This is a genomic window from Sphingomonas sp. SRS2 (assembly GCF_000971055.1).
In the GTDB taxonomy this organism is placed as follows: Bacteria; Pseudomonadota; Alphaproteobacteria; order Sphingomonadales; family Sphingomonadaceae; genus Rhizorhabdus.
On sequence record NZ_LARW01000127.1, the window covers coordinates 1 to 20,166 of the forward strand.

General features: G+C 64.9%; 22 protein-coding genes and 1 tRNA gene. 15 read left to right on the forward strand and 8 right to left on the reverse strand.

The window, feature by feature from the left end:
• On the reverse strand, positions 1 to 161 hold a 161-nt coding region (locus WP12_RS24405), incomplete at its 3' end, for a transposase (RefSeq protein ID WP_152663831.1).
• Positions 162 to 263: 102 nt separating this feature from the next.
• Positions 264 to 1,598, reverse strand: coding sequence for a glutamate--tRNA ligase (gene gltX / locus WP12_RS20125; protein ID WP_046195463.1), 1,335 nt, complete (start codon positions 1,596 to 1,598; stop codon positions 264 to 266).
• Between the two features lie 152 nt (positions 1,599 to 1,750).
• On the opposite strand from gltX, the gene WP12_RS20130 reads away from it, so the two are divergent.
• Positions 1,751 to 2,686 (forward strand): ribose-phosphate pyrophosphokinase, encoded by a 936-nt coding sequence (locus WP12_RS20130; protein ID WP_046195464.1) that lies wholly within the window; start codon positions 1,751 to 1,753, stop codon positions 2,684 to 2,686.
• 16 nt (positions 2,687 to 2,702) lie between these two features.
• Here WP12_RS20130 and WP12_RS20135 read toward each other — a convergent pair whose 3' ends face one another.
• Positions 2,703 to 3,095 (reverse strand): VOC family protein, encoded by a 393-nt coding sequence (locus WP12_RS20135; RefSeq protein WP_046195484.1) that lies wholly within the window; start codon positions 3,093 to 3,095, stop codon positions 2,703 to 2,705.
• 55 nt (positions 3,096 to 3,150) lie between these two features.
• Here WP12_RS20135 and hisN point away from each other — a divergent pair, with 55 nt between their 5' ends.
• On the forward strand, positions 3,151 to 3,921 hold the full coding sequence (hisN, locus tag WP12_RS20140; protein WP_046195465.1) for a histidinol-phosphatase: 771 nt from the start codon (positions 3,151 to 3,153) through the stop codon (positions 3,919 to 3,921).
• A 3-nt stretch (positions 3,922 to 3,924) separates the two neighbouring features.
• On the opposite strand, the gene WP12_RS20145 is transcribed toward hisN, so the two are convergent.
• On the reverse strand, positions 3,925 to 6,075 hold the full coding sequence (locus WP12_RS20145) for an AsmA family protein (protein ID WP_046195466.1): 2,151 nt from the start codon (positions 6,073 to 6,075) through the stop codon (positions 3,925 to 3,927).
• Positions 6,076 to 6,231: 156 nt separating this feature from the next.
• Here WP12_RS20145 and rpmI point away from each other — a divergent pair, with 156 nt between their 5' ends.
• The 4 genes from rpmI to pheT all read left to right on the forward strand — a co-directional run bounded on the left by rpmI (position 6,232) and on the right by pheT (position 10,425).
• On the forward strand, positions 6,232 to 6,435 hold the full coding sequence (gene rpmI / locus WP12_RS20150; protein ID WP_046195485.1) for a 50S ribosomal protein L35: 204 nt from the start codon (positions 6,232 to 6,234) through the stop codon (positions 6,433 to 6,435).
• Positions 6,436 to 6,448: 13 nt separating this feature from the next.
• Positions 6,449 to 6,826, forward strand: a complete 378-nt coding sequence (rplT, locus tag WP12_RS20155) for a 50S ribosomal protein L20 (RefSeq protein ID WP_046195467.1) — start codon at positions 6,449 to 6,451, stop codon at positions 6,824 to 6,826.
• A 129-nt stretch (positions 6,827 to 6,955) separates the two neighbouring features.
• Entirely contained in the window at positions 6,956 to 8,053 is a 1,098-nt protein-coding gene (gene pheS / locus WP12_RS20160) for a phenylalanine--tRNA ligase subunit alpha (protein WP_046195468.1), read from the forward strand.
• Entirely contained in the window at positions 8,050 to 10,425 is a 2,376-nt protein-coding gene (pheT, locus tag WP12_RS20165) for a phenylalanine--tRNA ligase subunit beta (protein ID WP_046195469.1), read from the forward strand. The genes pheS and pheT overlap by 4 nt, the downstream gene beginning before the upstream one ends.
• 56 nt (positions 10,426 to 10,481) lie before the next feature.
• Here pheT and WP12_RS20170 read toward each other — a convergent pair whose 3' ends face one another.
• Entirely contained in the window at positions 10,482 to 11,126 is a 645-nt protein-coding gene (locus tag WP12_RS20170) for a DNA-3-methyladenine glycosylase family protein (RefSeq protein WP_046195470.1), read from the reverse strand.
• Between the two features lie 77 nt (positions 11,127 to 11,203).
• Here WP12_RS20170 and WP12_RS20175 point away from each other — a divergent pair, with 77 nt between their 5' ends.
• Positions 11,204 to 11,521 (forward strand): 2Fe-2S iron-sulfur cluster-binding protein, encoded by a 318-nt coding sequence (locus WP12_RS20175; RefSeq protein ID WP_046195471.1) that lies wholly within the window; start codon positions 11,204 to 11,206, stop codon positions 11,519 to 11,521.
• Positions 11,522 to 11,773: 252 nt separating this feature from the next.
• Here the strand turns inward: WP12_RS20175 and rlmB are convergent, their stop codons facing one another.
• Positions 11,774 to 12,517, reverse strand: a complete 744-nt coding sequence (rlmB, locus tag WP12_RS20180; RefSeq protein ID WP_046195472.1) for a 23S rRNA (guanosine(2251)-2'-O)-methyltransferase RlmB — start codon at positions 12,515 to 12,517, stop codon at positions 11,774 to 11,776.
• A gap of 124 nt (positions 12,518 to 12,641) precedes the next feature.
• Between rlmB and WP12_RS20185 the strand changes: the two genes are divergently transcribed.
• A tRNA-Tyr gene (locus tag WP12_RS20185) sits at positions 12,642 to 12,727 on the forward strand.
• Between the two features lie 93 nt (positions 12,728 to 12,820).
• A complete protein-coding gene (locus tag WP12_RS20190; protein ID WP_052730523.1) occupies positions 12,821 to 13,165 on the forward strand; it encodes a hypothetical protein in 345 nt (114 codons plus the stop codon).
• 42 nt (positions 13,166 to 13,207) lie between these two features.
• Here the strand turns inward: WP12_RS20190 and WP12_RS20195 are convergent, their stop codons facing one another.
• A complete protein-coding gene (locus WP12_RS20195; RefSeq protein ID WP_046195473.1) occupies positions 13,208 to 13,573 on the reverse strand; it encodes a c-type cytochrome in 366 nt (121 codons plus the stop codon).
• Positions 13,574 to 13,839: 266 nt separating this feature from the next.
• Between WP12_RS20195 and WP12_RS20200 the strand changes: the two genes are divergently transcribed.
• From WP12_RS20200 to WP12_RS20225, 6 genes are all read left to right on the forward strand, one after another.
• Positions 13,840 to 14,118: an integration host factor subunit beta gene (locus WP12_RS20200; RefSeq protein WP_046195474.1), complete on the forward strand. Its 279-nt coding sequence runs from the start codon at positions 13,840 to 13,842 to the stop codon at positions 14,116 to 14,118.
• A 744-nt stretch (positions 14,119 to 14,862) separates the two neighbouring features.
• Positions 14,863 to 15,483: a polysaccharide biosynthesis/export family protein gene (locus tag WP12_RS20205; protein WP_046195475.1), complete on the forward strand. Its 621-nt coding sequence runs from the start codon at positions 14,863 to 14,865 to the stop codon at positions 15,481 to 15,483.
• On the forward strand, positions 15,480 to 16,658 hold the full coding sequence (locus WP12_RS20210) for a hypothetical protein (RefSeq protein ID WP_046195476.1): 1,179 nt from the start codon (positions 15,480 to 15,482) through the stop codon (positions 16,656 to 16,658). The genes WP12_RS20205 and WP12_RS20210 overlap by 4 nt, the downstream gene beginning before the upstream one ends.
• A complete protein-coding gene (locus WP12_RS20215) occupies positions 16,655 to 18,118 on the forward strand; it encodes a GumC family protein (protein ID WP_046195477.1) in 1,464 nt (487 codons plus the stop codon). Before WP12_RS20210 ends, WP12_RS20215 begins: the two co-directional genes overlap by 4 nt.
• Positions 18,115 to 18,900, forward strand: coding sequence for a CpsD/CapB family tyrosine-protein kinase (locus WP12_RS20220; RefSeq protein WP_052730524.1), 786 nt, complete (start codon positions 18,115 to 18,117; stop codon positions 18,898 to 18,900). Before WP12_RS20215 ends, WP12_RS20220 begins: the two co-directional genes overlap by 4 nt.
• A gap of 77 nt (positions 18,901 to 18,977) precedes the next feature.
• Positions 18,978 to 19,745 carry an acid phosphatase gene (locus WP12_RS20225; RefSeq protein ID WP_052730525.1) on the forward strand — a complete coding sequence of 256 codons (768 nt, stop codon included), beginning with the start codon at positions 18,978 to 18,980 and terminating at the stop codon, positions 19,743 to 19,745.
• 91 nt (positions 19,746 to 19,836) lie between these two features.
• On the opposite strand, the gene WP12_RS20230 is transcribed toward WP12_RS20225, so the two are convergent.
• Entirely contained in the window at positions 19,837 to 20,031 is a 195-nt protein-coding gene (locus tag WP12_RS20230; protein ID WP_046195479.1) for a hypothetical protein, read from the reverse strand.
• Between the last annotated feature and the right edge of the window lie 135 nt (positions 20,032 to 20,166).

Here is a 20,166-nt window from a genome sequence, read left to right on the forward strand (position 1 = left end):
GTCGGCAGATCACGCCATGGACTGCCCGTCCGGACAATCCATAGCACTGCCTCCAAAAATAGACGGTTGTTCCTCCCGCTTCGTCCCGGGTCGGTCGGCTTACCCAGACAATGCGGTTCCATCTTTGCCCACTGGGCGTCGGTCAGTACGAAGCGTTCCATCCAAAGTGTGAATCACATCTCCCCAAAAATGTGAATCCTAAATCCCCACAACCCCTAGTCGCTGGAGCCGTCGGAGATTCCGGCCTTCGCTGGAATGATGGCTTAGAGCGCAGCCGCCGCCTCAAGCCGCGCCACCGCCCGCTCCTTGCCGATAAGCGGCAGCAGCGCGTTCATATCGGGACCATGCTCGCGTCCGGTCAGCGCGAGGCGGAGCGGCAGGAACAGCGCCTTGCCCTTGCGGCCGGTCTCCGTGCCCAGCGCGCCGGTCAGAGCCTTCCAGATGCCGTCATTCCAGTCCGCGCCGTTCGCGATCCCGGCCGCCCTGGCGAGATAGTCGCGATCTTCGTCCGCCACGGCGGCGTTCGGCGCATTTTCGACCACCGCCCACCAGTCGGCCGCTTCGGCGAGGGTCGACAGATTGGGCCGGATCGCATCCCATGCCGCCGCGTCCATGCCGGTCGGCAGGCGATCGGCGACCGCTGCGTGGGGCAATATGTGCACGATGCGCGCATTGAGCGCCTTGAGTTCATCGAGATCGAAACGCGCCGGCGCGCGGCCGAAGCGGGCGAAGTCGAAACTATCGAGCAGCGCAGCCGGATCGGTCACAGGTTCGACCGGAAGGCTGGTGCCGATGCGCGCGAGCAGCGCGATCAGCGCGGCGGGCTCGATGCCCTCCTCGCGGAACGCGTCGCAGCCGAGCGAGCCTAGCCGCTTCGACAGCTTCCCTTCGCTGCCCACCAGCAGCGCCTCATGCGCGAAGGCGGGCGGGGCGCTGCCCATCGCCGTGAACATCTGCAGCTGCAGCCCGGTGTTTGTGACATGGTCTTCGCCGCGCACGACATGGGTGACGCCCATATCGATATCGTCGATCGCGCTGGGCAGCATATAGAGCCAGCTGCCATCGGCGCGGCGGATCACCGGATCGGACAGCAGCTTCGGGTCGAGATTCTGCGGGCCGCGGATCAGGTCGTCCCAATGGATCGGCGTGGCGTGGTCGAGCCTGAAGCGCCAGTGCGGGCGGCGGCCCTCGGCTTCATAGGCGGCGCGCCCGGCGTCGCTCAGCGCGAGCGCGGCGCGGTCGTAGATCGGCGGCAGCCCGCGCCCGGCGAGGACCTTGCGCTTGAGTTCGAGCTCCTCGGAGCTTTCATAGCAGGGATAGACATGGCCGTCCGCGCGCAGCGCCTCGAATCGCGCCTCATAGAGCGCGAAACGATCCGACTGGCGAACATGGCCGTCGGGAATCAGACCGAGCCAGGTGAGATCGCTCCGGATCGCCTCGGCATGTTCGGTGGTCGACCGCTCGATATCGGTGTCGTCGAGCCGCAGCAGGAAGCGGCCGCCATGCTTGCGCGCCCACATCCAATTATGGAGCGCGGTGCGGATATTGCCGACATGAAGCCGACCGGTGGGTGAAGGCGCGAAGCGGGTAACTGTCATGGTCTTGCCCCATAAGCGTATCATGTCCGGACGACCACCCTCTGACGGCGACGACGGAAGGAGCCACGCGTCCGGCGGGTGCCCATTGCGATGATCGAGATTGAACCCTAAGAGCGCCCCATCCAGCACCGACCGGCACGGGAATCCTGTCCATGAAGCTACTCACCGGCAATTCGAACCAGACGCTCGCCAAGGCGATCGCCGCCTATCTCGAACTGCCGCTGACCGACGCAAGCGTCCGCCGCTTCGCCGATGAGGAAGTCTTTGTGGAAATCCACGAAAATGTCCGCGGCGAGGACGTCTTCGTGATTCAGTCGACCGGCTATCCGGCGAACGACAATCTCATGGAGCTGCTGATCTGCATCGACGCGCTGAAGCGCTCGTCGGCGCGTCGAATCACTGCGGTCATCCCCTATTTCGGCTATGCCCGTCAGGACCGGAAACCCGGCCCGCGCACCCCGATCTCGGCCAAGCTGGTCGCCAACCTGCTTGAGACGGCGGGCGCCAACCGCGTCCTCTCGGTCGATCTCCACGCCGGTCAGATCCAGGGCTTCTTCGATATCCCGACCGACAATCTCTATGCCGCGCCAGTGATGTCGGCCGACATCCAGGCGCGCTTCGGCGGTCGTAACATCATGGTGGTGTCGCCGGACGTCGGCGGCGTGGTGCGCGCCCGCGCGCTGTCCAAGCGGCTCGATAACGCCCCGCTCGCCATCGTCGACAAGCGCCGCGAGCGCGCTGGCGAATCGGAGGTGATGAATATCATCGGCGACGTCTCGGGCCGCTTCTGCATCCTCGTCGACGATATCGTCGATTCGGCAGGCACGCTGTGCAACGCCGCCGCGGCGCTACGCCAGGCGGGCGCGGAGGATGTCGTCGCCTATGTCAGCCATGGCGTCCTCTCGGGTGGCGCGGTCGCGCGGGTCGAGGGTTCGGAACTGCTGGAACTGGTGATCACCGACTCGATCGGCGCACCGGCGGCGGTCGCCGACGCCAAGAAAATCCGCCACCTGACCATTGCCCCGCTGCTCGGCGAAGCGATCAAGCGCATTGCCGACGAAAGCTCGGTGTCGAGCCTGTTCGACTGATTCCCCGGCAGACGCCTCAATAATAAGGCGCGTCGGTCAGCCGCTGCGAAATCCACCAGATGTTGCCGTGCGCGTCGCGGATGCCGCCCTGGCGATCGTCATAGGGCATGTCCTCGACCGCCATGATCGATGTCGCGCCGGCCTCGATCGCGCGGGCCATCGCCGCGTCGGCATCGTCGACATAGAGATAATAGGACGCCGGCATCGCCGGATAGTCGGCGCTCGCTTCGCTGACCATCATCGTCGCGGTGCCAATCCGGACCTGGGCATTGGCGATCGCGCCATCGGGCCGATAATGGACGCCGACATGCTCGCCGCCCAACCCGTCGATCAGGAAGCGGACGAAGGCGTCGGCCTCGTCGACGAAGGCATAGGGCGTGACGGTCGCGAATCCGGCGGGGGCGGTCATGGCGAACTCCTCGGCTGCGGTTGCACTTTGCATTCTCCTCGCCGATGACGCCAGCATGACTAACGAAGACATCATTCTCGCCAACCGGCTCGCCGAGGCGGCGGGCGAGGCGATCCGGCCGTTCTTCCGCGCGCGGTTCGAGCGCGAGACCAAGGCCGACGCGTCGCCGGTGACCGAGGCCGACCGCGCGTCCGAGGCGGCGATGCGCAAGATACTCAACGCCGAACGGCCCGCCGACGGCATCATCGGCGAGGAATATGGCAATGAGCGCGAGGATGCGGTGCGGGTCTGGGTGCTCGATCCGATCGATGGCACCCGTGCCTTCGTCGCGGGGCGGCCGCTGTTCGGCACGCTGATCGCGCTGGTCGAGGATGGGCGGCCGGTACTAGGGGTGATCGATCAGCCGATCATCGGCGACCGCTGGGTCGGCGCGCGCGGGCAGATCACCCAGTTCAACGGCGCGCCCGCACAGACGCGGCGCTGTTCGGCGCTCGCCGGCGCGCATCTCGGCACCACTTCGCCGGCGGCCTTCCCGGGCGGCGATCTCGAGAAATTCCAGCGCGTCTGCGCGAAGGCAGGCGACACCTTGTGGGGCGGCGACTGTCACAATTACGGGCTCGTCGCGTCGGGCCATCTCGATGCGGTGATCGAATCCGGTCTTCAGCTCTATGACTTCGCCGCGCTGATCCCCGTGGTCGAGGGTGCGGGCGGGAAGATGACCGACTGGCAGGGCCGGCCCCTCGACGCAACCAGCCCAGGCCAGGTGATCGCGGCGGGTGATCCGGCGCTGGTCGATCAAGTCGTGGCCCTGCTCAACCAGCGCTGACGCTTACTTCTTCAGACCGACTTTCTCGTCGAGGTTGGTCGGCTGCTTTCGGTCGCCGGCCTGCTGGCGATTCTCACTAACCTTGCCGACATCCTTGCGCAGTTCGCCCTTATTGGTGCGCATCGCGTTGGCCTGGGCCCCGGCGAGGATCGGGCCGCACGCTGCTGCTTTGGCGTCGCCCGGATCGACAAAGGCCAATACCGCTGCCAGCGGGCTGGCCACGACGCCCAGCGCGATACCGGCGCCGCCGCGTGCAATCAGCTGCGGACTCAGGATGTTGATCCCGGGCTCGGCGAAATAGCCCTTGATACCCACCGGCGACTGTCCGGAGAACAGGCTGAACTTCTTCGCGTCGGCGCGGAAGCTCATGTCGAGCGATTCGTCCTTGAAGCTGAAGCCGCCCTTCGCGGTCATCACATTCTTGTCGGTGTCGATCAGGATGGGATCGGCCGCCGCGACGCCGTTGCGCACGGTGAAGCCGAGCAGGCCGCAATTGATCTCGACCGGCTTCTTGAGTTTGTCCTGGAGCAGCTTCTGCACGAATACGCCCAGATCGAACTCCGACAGCTGGATATATTGCGTCCAGAAGGTGCCCTTGGGCAGGATGATCGCGATGCGGCCGTTCGATGTGCCGAGCGAATCGCGCAGCGTATCCCCGGTTCCGCTCATCTTGATCCGCGCCTTGATAGTGCCGGTGGTGCCGGCTTGCTGGACGCCGAAGCCGGCGAGCAGCTTGGCCATGGGCGTAGGTGACAGGCGGATATCGTAGTCGGTGACGACTGCGGGCACGCGTGCGTTGATGCTGATGTCGGACGCCAGATGGCCGCCCGCGATGTCGAACGTGAGGGGCGACAGCTTCATCAGGCTGTTGTCGAGATCAAATGTCAGATCGACGTTGGAGATCGGGAACTTGGGATTCCGGAAATCCTTCACCTTATAGAGGATATGCGCGTCGAAATGCCGGATCGAGTCGGCACGCAGCGGCGCGTCGGGCAGGATACGGGGGGTCGCGCCGGTCTGCGCGACCGCCGCCTGGACGCCCTGCGTCGCCAGCGCCTGCGGAGCGTAACCGATGAACGGCCCCACATCGATGATGTCGACGCGGTTCGAATCGAGCACCGCGTCGAGGAACAGCCGTTCCTTCGGGAAGCTGATCGTCATCTTGCCGTGGAGGTCGCTCGCGCCGTAGCGGCCGTTGATCCGGGTGAAGCGCCATTCGTCACCCGCCTTGGTCAGCTTTGAGGTAAACCAGTAGGCTCGGGTGTCAGGCGCCGCCACGCCAAGGAAGTCGAACAGCTGGCGGATGTTGGGACCGCGCACCTTCAGGTTGAGGTCGGAGCCTTCGATCTGGGTCGCGGCGGGCAGCACGCCGTTGACGTCGAGATAGGTGGCGCCGGACTTGGCGTGCATCTCGAAATTGGTGCGGCCGAAGGTGACGGTCGAGTTGGGCGACAGCAGAGCGCCATACATGGTGAAAGGCTTGGCGCGCAGCGTGCCGGTGCCGGTAAACGGCACCTTGCCGTCGATCCTGGTGCCGCCCGCGGCGATGTCGCCGACTTTGACATCGGTGCGTAGCTGCAGGGCGGGGTCGATGTAGCGGACTTCGGTGTTGGTCACATTCGCCCGGCCGATGATCGGCCACTGGAACGGCTCGCCTTTCTGGTCCGGATCGCCGAAGGTCCACGTATTGCGCTTCTTCGCGTCCCATTCGGCGTCGACCTTGCCACCGTCGAGTATCAGCCAATCGGCCTTGCGCGTGCCGAAAATGGTCGAGATCGTGTCGATCCGCGTCGCGACATGCTTCGCCTCGAAGAAGTTCGGCTTGCTGGCCCATGCAGGATTGGAGATGGTCAGGCCGTCGGCGACGAATCGCGCGTCGATGATGTCGAAGTAGAATTGGAAGTCGCCCGCGACCTTCACGTCGCGCTCGGTCATTCGGCTGGCGATCGATTCGAACTGGGGCTTCAGGAAGCGTCCCTTGGTCACGAACAGGATGAACCAGGCGAGCACGATCAGTCCCACGATCGTGGCGACCACCGCGAATCCGGCCGCAAGCGTCCAGTTTGCCGGGTCGCGGCGGGGGCGGACAGGCCCGGTTTCGGGCGTCGAAGCGCCCTCGGGCATCTCGATCGGGGGCTGTGGTTCGACTACCATGACCCCGTGAAACCCCCGAGCGGCGGGGGGGGTTCCGCAGGTGGTTGCAAAGTGCGTGCTAGCTCCGTATAGCCCCGCGCTTCCGCGATTTGATGGATGGTCCGGCTGTATGGGCTGCCGTGGCTGTCTGCAAACGTCGCATATCAGGAGACGAAAATGCCCAAGCTCAAGACCAAGAGCGGCGTCAAAAAGCGCTTCAAGCTCACGGCAACCGGTAAGATCAAGCACGGCGTCGCCGGCAAGCGCCACCGTCTGATCAGCCACAACGCCAAATATATCCGCACCAATCGTGGCACCACAGTTCTCGCCGAGGCCGATACCGCCCGCGTTAAGCTGTGGGCTCCGTACGGCCTGAACTGAGGGAGGCCGGTAAATGGCACGCGTAAAAAGGGGTGTAACCACCCGCGCCAAGCATAAGAGGGTTCTTGAACAGGCGAAGGGCTATTATGGCCGCCGCAAGAACACTATCCGCATCGCCAAGCAGGCTGTCGAGAAGGCGGGTCAATACGCCTATCGCGACCGCAAGGTTAAGAAGCGCTCGTTCCGGGCTCTCTGGATCCAGCGCATCAACGCCGCGGTTCGCGCCGAAGGCCTGACCTATGGCGTCTTCATGCACGGCCTCAAGCTCGCCGGCGTCGAACTGGACCGGAAGGTCCTGGCCGACATGGCAATGCACGAGGGCGAGACCTTTTCGGTCATCATCGCCCAGGCCAAGGCCGCCCTGCCCGAAGGCGCCCGCATCGCGGCGTAAGTCTTCGGACACAAGATCAGGGAGGGCGCGGTGGCCAAGGTCACCGCGCCCTTTTTGTTTGTCTTGGGACGGGTGCGGGCGCTACGGGCTGGCGCGAGTGCGTTGATCCCCGTCGCGGACGGGACGTGAATGAATGGGGCGTTGGTGAGCACAGAATATCAAGCGGAGCTTTCGGAGATCGCATCGGCGGCGTCGCTTGCCGATCTGGAAGCGATTCGGGTGGCCAAGCTCGGCAAGGCCGGCACGATCACCGCGCTGCTGAAGACGCTGGGCGGAATGACGCCTGAGCAGCGCCAGGCCGAGGGGCCGAAGATCCATGCGCTGCGCGAAGCCGTCACCGTCGCCATCGCCGACCGCAAGGCCGCGCTCGACGAGGTTGCGCTCGACGCGCGCCTCGCAACCGAGAAGCTCGACATGAGCCTGCCGGTGTCGCCGGGTGCGCCGGGATCGGTCCATCCGGTCGCGCAGGTCATGGACGAGCTGGCGGAAATCTTCGCCGATCTGGGCTTCGCGGTCGCCACCGGTCCCGAGATCGAGGACGACTGGCATAATTTCACCGCGCTCAACATTCCGGAAACGCATCCGGCGCGCGCGATGCACGACACTTTCTACTTCCCCGACAAGGAAGACGGGAAGAAGATGCTACTGCGCACCCATACCTCGCCGGTGCAGATCCGCACGATGATGAACCAGGAGCCGCCGATCCGGATCATCGCGCCGGGGCGGACCTATCGTTCGGATTCGGATGCCACCCACACCCCGATGTTCCATCAGGTCGAAGGGCTGGTGATCGATCGCGGTATCCATATGGGCCATCTTAAATGGACGCTGGAGACCTTCGTGAAGGCCTTTTTCGAGCGTGACGACATCGTGTTGCGGCTGCGCCCCAGCTTCTTCCCTTTCACCGAGCCGTCGGCAGAAGTCGATGTCGGCTTCACCTGGGAAAAGGGCCGCCGCGTGATCGGTGGCGATCCGACCGGGCCGAATGGCGGCTGGATGGAGATTCTCGGCTCGGGCATGGTCCATCCCAAGGTGATCGCCAATTGCGGGCTGGATCCCGATGAGTGGCAGGGCTTCGCCTTCGGCTGCGGAATCGATCGGCTGGCGATGCTCAAATATGGCATGGACGACCTGCGTCCCTTTTTCGACGGCGATCTGCGCTGGCTCAAACATTATGGCTTCGCGGCGCTCGACGTGCCCACGCTGAGCGGGGGAGTGGGCGCATGAAGTTCACCCTGTCCTGGCTCAAGGAGCATCTCGACACCGAGGCGAGCCTGACCGCGATCCTCGAAGGGCTGACCAAGGTCGGCCTCGAGGTCGAGGGCGTCGAGGACCCCGCCGAGAAGCTGGGAGCCTTCCGCATCGCACGCGTGCTGAGCGCCGCGCCGCATCCGCAGGCCGACAAGCTGCAGGTGCTGTCGGTCGATGCGGGCGAGGGCGATCCGCTGCAGATCGTCTGCGGCGCGCCCAACGCGCGCGCCGGTCTCGTCGGCGTGCTCGGCCAGCCGGGCGACTATGTCCCCGGGCTCGACGTCACCCTGAAGATCGCCGCGATCCGTGGCGTCGAATCGCGCGGCATGATGTGCTCGATGCGCGAGCTCGAACTCGGCGAATCGCATGACGGCATTATCGAGCTGCCCGGCGATGCGCCGATCGGCGAGGCTTATGTCGACTGGGCGGGGCTGTCCGATCCGGTGATCGACGTTGCGATCACGCCGAACCGGCAGGATTGCATGGGCGTACGCGGCATTGCGCGCGATCTCGCTGCCGCTGGTCTCGGCACGCTCAAGCCACTCAATATCCCGACGATCGTCGGGCAGGGCGAGGGTCCGATCGAGATCCGCAACGAGGACCTTGAAGGTTGCCCGGCCTTTTTCGGTCGGGTTGTCCGGGGGGTCGTCAATGGCGACAGCCCCGAATGGCTGGCCAAGCGATTGAAGGCGGTCGGCCAGCGGCCGATCTCGGCGCTGGTCGACATCACCAACTATGTCATGCTCGATCACGGGCGGCCCTTGCACGTCTTCGATCTCGAAAAGCTGTCCGGCCCGCTCGTGATCCGCAAGGCAAAGCCGGGCGAGCAGGTGCTGGCTCTCAACGAGAAAACCTACACGCTCGACGACACGGTGACAGTCATTGCCGACGCCAATGGCGCCGACGGGATCGGCGGCATCATGGGCGGTGAGCGGACCGGCGTCACGGGCGCAACCACCGATGTCCTGATCGAATGCGCATGGTTTCCGCCCGAAGCCATCGCCCGGACCGGCCAGAAGCTCGGCATCACTTCCGATGCACGCAGCCGCTTCGAGCGCGGCGCCGATCCCCAGTTTCTCGGCGCGGGCATCGCCATCGCGACGAAGCTCGTGATGGACATCTGTGGTGGCGCGCCCACACAGGTTGTCGAGGCGGGCACGCCGCCGTCGGGCACCAAGGCATTGCGCTATGATCCGGCGCTGACCGCGAAGATCGCCGGCCTCACCGTCGAACCCGACCGGCAGCGTTCGATCCTGTCCGCGCTCGGCTTCGGCATCGATGCGGTGTGGAATATCTCGGTGCCGAGCTGGCGCCGCGACATCGATGGTCCCGCGGACATCGTCGAGGAGGTCGTCCGCATCGTCGGCATCGACAATATCCCTTCGACTCCGCTGCCGCGCGCCGAAGGTGTCGCCCCGCCGACCGCGACGCAGATGCAGATGATCGAGCGTCGCGCCCGTCGCGCCGCCGCATCGCGCGGGTTGAACGAGGCGGTGACGTGGAGCTTCGTCAGCGAGGCCGAGGCAGCGCCCTTCGGCGGCGGCGACTGGACGCTCGCCAATCCGATCAGCGAGGATTTGAAGGTCATGCGGCCCTCGCTGCTGCCCGGCCTGATCGCCGCCGCGCGTCGCAATGCCGATCGCGGTGCGGACAGCATCCGCCTGTTCGAAATCGGCCGCCGCTATCTCGCCGACCGCGAGAGCCTGACGCTCGGCCTGCTGCTGACCGGTGACCGGGTGTCGCGCGATTGGCGGACCGGACGTGCGCAGCCCTTCGACGCCTATGACGCCAAGGCGGAGGCAGTGGCGCTGCTCGCCGCCGCGGGCGCGCCGGTCGACCGGCTTCAGCTGTTCGAAACGGTGTCGGCGGGGGTCTATCATCCCGGTCGTTCGGGCACGCTGCGGCTCGGGCCGAAGACGGTGCTGGCCGAGTTCGGCGAACTTCATCCCGGGATCGCGCGCGCCTTCGACATCGAGGGCGTGGCGGTAGGTGCGGAAATCTTCCTCGACGCCATTCCCACCAAGCGCGCCTCGACCGATCATATGCGCGACGCCTATGCGCCGCCGGCCTTGCAAGCGGTCCGGCGCGACTTCGCCTTCCTCGTTTCCGCCGACAAGGCGGGCGAGGAGCTGCTGCGCGCGGTGCGTGGGGCCGACAAGGCTGCGATCGTCGATGTGAAGCTGTTCGACATCTTCGTCGGCCAGGGCGTCGGCGAGGGCGAGAAGTCGGTCGCGGTCGAGGTAGTGCTCCAGCCCGCCGAGAAGAGCTTCACCGACGCCGACCTCCAGGCGATCTCGGAGAAGATCGTCGCGGCCGCCGCCAAGCTGGGCGCGCGGTTGCGGGGCTAGCGCCTATCCGTGGCCCCGGCGAAGGCCAGGGCCGCGACGGGCGGCCGACACATCGGTCAGACCGGCATCTTGTCGGCCTTCCCTGCCGACAGCCGCGCCGAATAGCTGTGCCACGTGAAGATCGCCGCCGCGCCGCGGTGCGGGCTCCACGCCTGTGCCAGCCGCCGCGTCTCGCGCTCGCTCGGGCGTTCGGGCAAGCCCATCAGCTTGCCCACCTCGATCTGTACCGCGAGGTCGCCCGCCGGCCAGATGTCGCCACGTCCTTCAGCGAACAGCAGGTAGATTTCGGCCGACCAGCGCCCGATCCCCCTGATCGCGGTCATCTGCCCGATCGCCTCTTCATCATCGGCGGGCAGTTTGGCGAAGTCGATATCGCCGCTCGCGACGTGCTCGGCCAGGCTCTTGGCATAGCTCACCTTCTGGCGCGACAGGCCGGCCTGCCGCAGCAGGTCGTCGGGCGCTGCCGCCACCGCCTCGGGCGCCAGCCCGGCGCCCACCATCGTCTCCAGCTTCGCCCAGATCGAATTAGCGGCGGCGACGCTCACCTGCTGGCCGACGATCGTGCGCAATAGCGTCTGATAACCGCGGTCGCGGATACGGGGGGGCGGGTAGCCGATTGCCGCGATAGCCGTCGCGAAGGCCGGTTCGATTGCCGCCAGTGCATCCAGGCTGCTGCGGATTTGTTCGGCGGACAGACTCATTTCGGCTCCTGCACTTGATTTCGCGATCCGTGCGGGACATAGCCGCGCGGAATCAGAAAGTTATTGGGGGATTGCTAATGCCCAAGTTGGTCGTCGTCACGCGTGAGGGTGAGGAATCCGTTTTTGAAGCCGAGGCCGGCCTGTCGGTGATGGAAGTCATTCGCGACAACGGAATCGACGAGCTGCTCGCCCTGTGTGGCGGCTGCTGCTCCTGCGCGACCTGTCATGTTTTCGTCGATCCCGCCTTCACCGGCATTCTTCCCGAGATGAGCGAAGACGAAAATGATCTGCTCGACAGCAGCGACCATCGCGACGAGCGCTCGCGCCTGTCGTGCCAGCTGGTGATGTCGGACGAGCTCGACGGCCTGACCATCACGATCGCGCCGGAAGACTGAGCGAAGCTCAGTTCGCTTTTGCTGGCCTCAAGCGCCGGCGGTCGCCTTCGCTCCCTTGGCTATCCCTCGCAATAAGCTCGGGCGCGCGTTCGCGCTTGCGGAGCCTTGCAGGCTCCGACGATAACTTCTGCGTCGGGGAGCGTCAGCGGCCCGCAAGGCCGAACGGCCGCCCGAGCTTATTGCGAGGAAGCCAAGCAGGGCGGATGCCCTGCGCCCGGCGTTTGAGGGCAAAAACAAAGAATCGGCGCGCGCCTAGCCTCGCGTGGTGATCGCGTAGAGCGCGATTGCTGCGGCATTCGATATGTTCAAGCTTTCAACCCGGGCGCTGATCGGCAGCTTCGCGAGCTCGTCGCAATGGGTTTCGGTATTCTGGCGCATGCCTTCGCCTTCCGCGCCCAGCACGATCGCGATCCGCGTATCGCCCATCACCTCGGCAAGCGTGCCCTTGGCGTGGCCGGTAAGGCCGATCCGCCAGAAGCCCGCTTCGGCGATCTCGTCGAGCGCGCGGGCGAGATTGACCACGCGAACCCATGGCACAACCTCCAGAGCGCCCGATGCCGAGCGGGCCAGCGCGCCCGATTCGGGCGGGGAGTTGCGATCCTGCGTGACGATGCCGATCGCGTCGAATGCCGCCGCCGAACGCAGCACCGCGCCGACATTATGCGGATCCGTGACCTGATCGAGCACGACCAGCGGCCGGCGATTGCCCTGCGCCTGCTCCAGCAGATCGCCCAGCCAGATGTCGGGCAGCGGATCGACCTCGATCACCATCCCCTGATGCGGCGCGTCATGGGGCACCAAGCGGCCAAGATCGGCGACATCGGCGAAGGTGACGGGAAGGTCGGACGGCAGGTTCAGCGGCGTCAGCGCCTCGCGCGTGCCCCACATCCTGCGGATGACGCGGTCCGGATTGGCGAGGGCGGCGAACACGGCATGACGACCCCAGAAACGGGGCCGGCCGGATACGGACTGGGATGGGCGATGGCCTTTGCGCATGTCCCGCCTTAGCCACCGGGGCCCCTGCGAGGCAAGCGCGGGCGACGATCTTCTTTTTCGCGCCGCTTGGCGTTGACAGGCCGGTCTCGATTGGCCATTGAGCCGCCTCGCTTTTGGCGCCTCTGGATGGGTGGCCGAGTGGTTAAAGGCAGCAGACTGTAAATCTGCCCGTGCAAGCGTACGCTGGTTCGAATCCAGCCCCATCCACCACCGCCCGGGCGGGTCTTTCCGCGAGATGTATTTCCCGGCTCGCGGCCGACGAGACCGGTTGACGCGCGGGCATAAGATCGTCAGCAGAGCGGCGTGCTGCGCGATCAGATTCATTGGATAGTCGAGAGCTACATCAGGCTGGTGGACTGGATTGCCGTTGAAACCGGCTTCGAGGACAAGCTGCTCCACGTCCATGCGGGGCTGCTTATCTTCCTGCTGGCGAAGCTGGCGACGCGCCGGTCCTTGTCCTCGCCGATACCGCTGGCCTGCGTTTGCGCCGGGGAACTGATCAACGAAATATTCGACCGGATGCACCACGGCCGCTGGATGCCCGATACGGCCAGCGACGTGGTCAATACGCTGTTCTGGCCTGCGATGATCTTCGTCCTGCTGCGCTTGCAGCCGGGCAAGGCGAGCGGCCGATCAGGGCGTCGGTAACGCGCACGGACCGGCGTGGCCGCTCCGTGCGTGCGCCGCGGCTTACTTCAGCGAAAGGATATAGTCGGCGATCGCCTCGGCCGCCTTAGGGTTCTTGAGGCCGGCGAAGGGCATGCGGGTGCCGGGCACGGTCTTCTGCGGCTCCTGGATGAACGCGATCAGGCTGGCGCGGGTCCATTTGACCTTCGAGTTCTTCATCGCGGGCGAAAAGGCGAAGCCGGGGACCTGGCCCGCCTTGGTGCCGCCGATGCCCCACAAATTGGGGCCCAGCGTGCTCGATGCACCCTTGTCGACCTTATGGCATGCGCCGCAGACGCCGAACAATGCCGGCTTCGGCAGCGGGGCGGCCAGAGCAGGTGCGGTCAGCGCGGCAGCGGCGATCGAGGTGAGGATAAACCGGTACGGCATCAAGGCTCCTTTCGGGGCGGGCAGCCGATGATCTGGCCCCCGACGACTATAGCGATCGTCTATTGTGGCGACGGCCCTGTCGCAAGGCTGAACGGCAGTCACATTGTGACATGATGCCGGCTCTTGACTCCGATTGATTTAAAGGCGCTTTTATCGCTACATGGACGGAGACGAGGCTTAAAGGGGTGGGCTTCGCTCGATGATAGGGCTAAATCTGCGGGCAATGCATTTACGGGCTCGGCCGTGACATCAAAGGGGGTGGCTTTGTGATCAGATCCGAGTTGGTATTATTGTTGTCGCAGGACAATCCCGATCTTTCGCCGAAAGAAGTCGAGAAGATCGTTGCGACATTGTTCGATGCGATTACAAAGCGCCTCGCAGAAGGCGGGCGTGTTGAGCTTCGCGGTTTCGGCGCCTTTTCTACGCGCAGCCGCGGCGCGCGTGTCGGGCGCAATCCGAGGACTGGGGACACGGTGCCGGTTTCTGCCAAGCGCGTGCCCTATTTCAAGCCGGGCAAGGAAATGCGGATTCGCCTCAACGTCTGAGGGCGGCGCGGAATCCGCTGCCGCGAGTCGGGCAGGCGGCCATCAAGTACGGCCCGGCATGGCATTGGATGATCCGTTAGCCGCGCAAAGCGCTTCCACCCTGCGCGATCAGTCTCTATGCAGCCGGCTGCAACGCTGCGGGCGTGGCGAAATTGGTAGACGCAACGGACTTGAACCCATCATCGAGTGCTCGGCGGGAAACCGGCGATGCAGAACTGCTCAAATTCGGGGAAGCCTTGTTCCTGGTGATCCCGAGCCAAGCCGCTGGAGCCGACCGGCCCCGGCGGAAGGTGTAGAGACTAGACGGGCAGCGCCTACGTCCACGCCCTCTTCCTGAAGGCGGCGGATAGGGCGAAGGGATAGTCCAGACCACGAACGGTGCCGGCTGGTCCGGCCCGGCGGCGAAAGCCGAAGTGGTACGAAAATCCGTAAGGTCGCGAGACCTGTGGGGGTTCGAGTCCCCCCGCCCGCACCAAATCTCATACTATCGTCGCATGATCGGGCCATAAAACGGCCATCCGCTATTGTGCAAAAGTACATATTAAGGTGCGAAAGACTGAATCGCGCCGACCCCGCAATTGTTAGCTTATGCAAAGTGCCGGTTTGTGCGGGCTTTTTCTGTTTCACGCGCCGCTTTTTTGAGGCAATTGTGGAGCAGCGGACTGTGATCGAACGATTGTGCCGATGATCAGGGGGTGCCGCTGGTCGGGCAGGAGCGTCCGATGCGCGATATATGGGGCTGTAATGCGTAAATGGGGGATCATCAGGGCGGCCATGCTGGCGGTGACGGGCGCAATGCCGCTGCCCGCTCTCGTGCTGTCAGCCGAGCCTGCCGCCGCCCAGCCGGCGGGCGCTCCGCTCAAGCCTTACCGGATCAACCCGGGCGACGAGATCGAGATCTACGTCTGGGGCGACGAGCGGCTCCAGCGCGTGCTCAAGGTCCTGCCCGACGGCAGCGTCTCCTTCCCGCTGATCGGACGGATCGACGCGCTCAACAAGCTGCCGACCGATCTCGAGGGCGTGATCGTCAAGGGGCTGGCTGACCAATATCGCAACTCGGTGCCGCGCGTGACGGTGTCGGTCAAGAATCCGACGGGGCTGAGTTTCTCGGTCGCGGGCAAGGTCCGGTCGCCCGGATCGTTCACTCCCGGCCACTATATGAACATTCTTGAGGCGGTCAGCGTCGCCGGCGGGCCGACCGAGTTCGCCGATCTCAGCCGGGTCAAGATCTATCGGAAGAACGGGACGCAGATCCAGGTGATCGACGTCAGGCTCGACACCGCGATGAAGGGGAATCCATCCAATGCCGATCTCCAGGGGGCGATCATAGAGTTGCAGAGCGGCGATACGGTGGTGGTGCCGTGATCGTGTATATCGCTTTCCGCCACAGTGCTTCGCTCGCGGTGCTGGCCGGCCTGCTGGCCGCCACGCCGTCCGCCGCCGCGCCGATCGAGGCGTCGGTCGATCTGTCGACCCGGCTCGGCTATGACATCAATCCCTTCCTGTCGGGGGGCAATGATCTTGCCAGCCCCTATGTCGAATCCTCGATCGCGCCGAAGCTTTCGAAGCGCACCGAAAAGGGTGAAGTGGCGGTGCAGGGGCATTTCACCCGTACGGCTTATCTCGAAAAATACGGCAAGTCCGATCAATATGGCGCCGAGGCTACCCTCCAGCAGCGGGTCACGCCCAAGCTGAGCGTGTTCGCCGCGCTGCGCTATGACAGCGAGGTGATCGGCCAGGGGGACGACGAGGTCACCGGTTCGCCGATCGACGACACCGACATCAACCTGATCGGCCTGCGCCAGCGGTCGGATACCTATGTCGCGAGCGGCGGCTTCGAGTATCAGCTGACGTCCAAGGACACGATATCCGCTGATGGCGGCTATACCGCGACGCGCTACGCCAATGGCGGCAGCGGGGATTCCAACAATTTCGGCGGTCGGGTCGGCTGGCAGCATGCCGTCAACGAACGCACCAAGATCGGCGTCAGCGGAGCGGTCTACAAGATCGAATATCCCGATAATGCCGGGCTCAGCACGCTGATTATGGAGCCGCGCGTCACCTTCTCGACCAAGCTCAGCGCGACCTGGACCTTCGACGCTTCGGCCGGCATTTCGTTCAGCGATCTGACGCTCCCGGCGCTGCTCGGGCCCGACCAGACGAGCAAGGGCCTGTCGGGCAATGCCAGCCTCTGCCACAAGGGCAGCCGCGACGATTTCTGCTTCTTCGCAGGGCGTTCGGTCAGCGCCTCGGGCCTCGGCACGGTCGAGCGGACGTCGGCTGGCGCGAATTACAGCCGCAAGCTCACCGAACGCATCGGTTTCCAGGCGGGTGGCAGCTACACGCGCAGCGAGTCGCAGGCGACGACATTCAGCACGCGTGAATATGTCAGTGCCCATGCCGGCTTCGAATGGCAGGCGGCGCGCCAGATCATAATCGGCACCGAAGGCCGCTATCGCGACGTCTTCGGCGGCCCGCAGATCAAGGCCGACCTGGGCGGTGAGATCTATATGACGGTGGCGCTGCCAGGCCCGCGATGAGTGATGCGATCGATCCGACCGCCAGTGATATAGAGCTGGCCGACGGCCTGCTCGGCTATCTGCCGCAGATTCTTTATCAGCGGCGCTGGTTCGTGATCATTCCCTTCGCGGTCAGCGCGTTGAGCGGGGTCGGCCTCGCTTATGGTCTGCCCGCGCTCTACCGGTCTTCGGCCACAGTCGTGGTCGAATCCAAGGAACTGCCCGAGGCGATCGCCGCCGCCTCGGTGAGCGATCTGATCGATCAGCGCATCGCCAGGATCAAGCAGCAGATATTGAGCCGCCCGGGGCTCATCGAGCTGATCCAGAACAATGAATTGTACATGGCGGACCGGCGCAAGAACTCCTTGTCGACAATCATCGAGAAGATGCGCGGCGACACCGCGATCACCCCGGTCACGGCAGATATCGACCGGATGGCGGCGGCCCGGGGCGGCGGGTCAAGCACGATCGCCTTTCAGGTCTCCTTCACCTATTCGGACGCTGCCAAGGCGCAGGCGGTCACGCAGCAGTTCACCGAAAAGCTCCTCAAGCTGGACAGTTCGCAGCTGTCGGCGCAGGCCGATGCGACGGTCGGTTTCCTGCGCGGTCAGGCGAGCCAGATTCAGGGACAGATCAGCGAACTCGAGAACAAGATCCAGGAGATCAAGGCGCGTAATGGCCTTGCCCTGTCGCGGATCGGCGGCTTCATCCCGTCGACATCGAATTACGACATCCAGATCGCCCAGCTTCAGCGCGAGAATACCGAATTGCAGGGTCGGTTGAGCAGCAACAGCACCAATGCCGACGATCGGGTGAACGCAGCCGAGTCGGCGCTCGCCGCGGCGCAATCGCTCTATTCGGACAATCATCCCGACGTGATCTCCGCCAAGCAGAGGCTCACCGAAGCCCGCGCCGCCGCCAAGGCCAATGTCAGCCCCCGCACCAACCCCGCGATCAGCGCACAGATCGCCGCCAACAACCGGACCATCGCCAGCCTGTCAGGCGCGAAGTCTGCCGATATGTCGCGCGCCAGCGCGGCGGTCGCGGCGCAGAGCGGAGCACCGCTGATCGAGGAGAGCATCCGTCAGCTCGAAGCGAAGGCCGACGGCCTGCGCGGCAATTATGAGCGGATTTCGGGCAATTTGCTGGCCGCCGAAGCCGCACAGAAGATGGATGCCGAGCAGCGCGGCGAGCGGCTGGTGCTCGTCGATCCGCCGACCATGCCTGACGAACCCAATTCGCCGAACCGCACCCTGCTGATCGTGGGCGGCATCGCCATGGGCGCGGCGCTGGGTCTCGGTTTCGCGCTGATGATCGAATTGCTGCGCCGTCCGATCCGTGGCGCGGCCGCGTTGCAGGGCATGCTGGGGGTCGGCCCGCTGGTCGTCATTCCAACCCTCAAGGCCCGCGCGCGTGGCGCGGCGAAGCGTAAGAAGCGCAAGAAGGGCCTGTTGGCCCGGCGCAAGGCGGCGGCGGCATGAGCTTCGACCCGCCCCAGCGCGTCGCGCCCGCCTTTGCGGTGCCCGGCGACGCCAATCGCGTGACGGCCTTCGACAAGCTGCGCGCGAACGGGATCTATGGTTTCGACAGCAAGGACATCCGCTCCCGACCCTTCACCCTGCTGCGCGCTCAGGTGCTGCGTATCGCGCGGGCGCGCGGCTGGCGGATCATCGGCGTCACGTCGCCGACCCCGAAGGTGGGCAAGAGCTTCGTTGCATCGAATCTCGCCGCGGCGCTGGCACGAACGCCCGATCTCCACACCTATCTGTTCGACTTCGACCTGCGCCGCTCCACCATCGCCAGGAATTTCCAGCTGAAGGGAGATTTCGGCCTGTCGCACTTCCTCGACGGCACGATCAGCGATCTGGGTGCGGTGGCGCGGACCATCCCCGGCGAGCAGCTGACGATCTTCCCGAGCTTCGTCAACGCCGCTGCGTCGGACGAACTGGTCGCGTCGAACCGGATGGATTCTCTGATCACCGCAATGCGCCAGCTGCCCGAGGGAACGCTGTGCCTGTGCGACCTGCCCCCGGTATTCGCCAATGACGACGCGGTGGTGATCAGTCAGAAGATCGACGCCTATCTGATGATCGTCGAGGACGGCGTGACGACCCGCAAGCAGGTGCGCGACAGCTTTCGCCTGCTGAGCCCCGCGCCCTGCATCGGCACCGTCCTCAACCGCTACAGCGCGGGCCTGATCTCCGACGATTACGGATATGGCTATGGCCAGAACAAGCAATATGGCGGCTATTACGATAATTAAGCCGGCGGCGCAGAGGCCACGAACAGCGTAAATCTGATCATCGGGGAGGATCGATGCGGGCAAGGTACAAGGCGTCGATGGCGGCAACTGCCCTGATCGGCGCAGCGGCTGTGGTGACGGCGGCGGCCCCCCAGGCCACGAGCTTCCTTCCGGACGGCTATCTCAACCTGATCGATGTGGTGCTGCCGGCGCCGATCCCGCAGGAGCCGCGCGGCGTCGCCGACCGCGAGATATTCAAACTGACGCGGGCTCTCAAGGGCACGGCGCGCTGGAACCTGGCGGTGAGCGACGTACCGAGCGACCCTGCCTCGCTGATGCGCGGCTTCGCCTGCGCGACGCGTATCGACATGACCCTCGCCAATGCACCGAAGACTGCCGCGTTGCTCGAAAAGGCCTCTCGCGACGCCGGACGTCAGGTCAACGCGCTCAAAGGCTTCTACAAGAAGAAGCGGCCCTTCATGCTCGATTCTGGCGAGACCTGCGAACCGCAGACCGACGAGCTGTCGATCAGTTACGATTATCCATCGGGCCACGCCGCCAAGGGGTGGATCTGGGCGCTGGTCCTCGCCGAGGTGCTCGACGATCGCGCCGGGCCGATCCTGGCCCGGGGGCGTGTCTATGGCGAGAGCCGGGTGGTGTGCGGCGTCCACAATATGAGCGCGATCGACGCGGGGCGGATGGTTGCGGCCTCCACCATGGCGGTGATCCATACCGAGCCGCCATATAAAGATGCCGTGGTGGCGGCGCGTGCCGAACTCGCGGCGCTGCGCAGGGCCGGCATGCCGCCGCCGGCGCAGAGCTGTGCGGTCGAGGAAGCCGTGGTCAATCAGCCCATTTTCCGCTGATTTCCCAACCGTCGGGACACAGAAAAAAGGCCGCACCGGAGGCGCGGCCTTCAATCTTTCGCGGCAGCCGCCGAAGCGGCTGCCAGCGCGATTACATCGCGTTCGAAGCGTTGTCCGCCGGAGCAGCCGCGTTCGAATCGACCAGCGCCGCGTTGGTATCAACCATCGCGTCGGCGGTGTTGTCGACGACAACGGTGTTGTTCTCAACGACCGTCGTTTCCTTCTTGCAGGCAGCAAGGGTCAGCGAGGCAGCGGCGATAAGCGAAAGGGCAACGATCTTCTTCATGATCGAATTCTCCGGAAGTGAATTAAAAAAAGAGAGTGGCTCGAACGATCCAATCACGTTCAGGCTTGTTTCCCCCCGAAACAGGCTTCGACTTCTTACAGTTTTGCGCAGTGCGATGCAATGTCTCTTGTTCCG

Excerpts from the sequence above, each read along its gene's own strand:
- WP12_RS20170 (WP_046195470.1), bottom strand. The coding sequence starts at position 11,126 with ATGAGTCTGTCCGCCGAACAAATCCGCAGCAGCCTGGATGCACTGGCG.
- WP12_RS20230 (WP_046195479.1), bottom strand. The coding sequence starts at position 20,031 with ATGAAGAAGATCGTTGCCCTTTCGCTTATCGCCGCTGCCTCGCTGACC.
- WP12_RS20205 (WP_046195475.1), top strand. The coding sequence starts at position 14,863 with ATGCGTAAATGGGGGATCATCAGGGCGGCCATGCTGGCGGTGACGGGC.
- WP12_RS20195 (WP_046195473.1), bottom strand. The coding sequence starts at position 13,573 with ATGCCGTACCGGTTTATCCTCACCTCGATCGCCGCTGCCGCGCTGACC.
- WP12_RS20135 (WP_046195484.1), bottom strand. The coding sequence starts at position 3,095 with ATGACCGCCCCCGCCGGATTCGCGACCGTCACGCCCTATGCCTTCGTC.
- pheT (WP_046195469.1), top strand. The coding sequence starts at position 8,050 with ATGAAGTTCACCCTGTCCTGGCTCAAGGAGCATCTCGACACCGAGGCG.
- WP12_RS20145 (WP_046195466.1), bottom strand. The coding sequence starts at position 6,075 with ATGGTAGTCGAACCACAGCCCCCGATCGAGATGCCCGAGGGCGCTTCG.
- pheS (WP_046195468.1), top strand. The coding sequence starts at position 6,956 with ATGAATGGGGCGTTGGTGAGCACAGAATATCAAGCGGAGCTTTCGGAG.
- rlmB (WP_046195472.1), bottom strand. The coding sequence starts at position 12,517 with ATGCGCAAAGGCCATCGCCCATCCCAGTCCGTATCCGGCCGGCCCCGT.
- WP12_RS20130 (WP_046195464.1), top strand. The coding sequence starts at position 1,751 with ATGAAGCTACTCACCGGCAATTCGAACCAGACGCTCGCCAAGGCGATC.
- WP12_RS20175 (WP_046195471.1), top strand. The coding sequence starts at position 11,204 with ATGCCCAAGTTGGTCGTCGTCACGCGTGAGGGTGAGGAATCCGTTTTT.
- rplT (WP_046195467.1), top strand. The coding sequence starts at position 6,449 with ATGGCACGCGTAAAAAGGGGTGTAACCACCCGCGCCAAGCATAAGAGG.
- gltX (WP_046195463.1), bottom strand. The coding sequence starts at position 1,598 with ATGACAGTTACCCGCTTCGCGCCTTCACCCACCGGTCGGCTTCATGTC.
- hisN (WP_046195465.1), top strand. The coding sequence starts at position 3,151 with ATGACTAACGAAGACATCATTCTCGCCAACCGGCTCGCCGAGGCGGCG.
- rpmI (WP_046195485.1), top strand. The coding sequence starts at position 6,232 with ATGCCCAAGCTCAAGACCAAGAGCGGCGTCAAAAAGCGCTTCAAGCTC.
- WP12_RS20215 (WP_046195477.1), top strand. The coding sequence starts at position 16,655 with ATGAGTGATGCGATCGATCCGACCGCCAGTGATATAGAGCTGGCCGAC.
- WP12_RS20225 (WP_052730525.1), top strand. The coding sequence starts at position 18,978 with ATGGCGGCAACTGCCCTGATCGGCGCAGCGGCTGTGGTGACGGCGGCG.
- WP12_RS20220 (WP_052730524.1), top strand. The coding sequence starts at position 18,115 with ATGAGCTTCGACCCGCCCCAGCGCGTCGCGCCCGCCTTTGCGGTGCCC.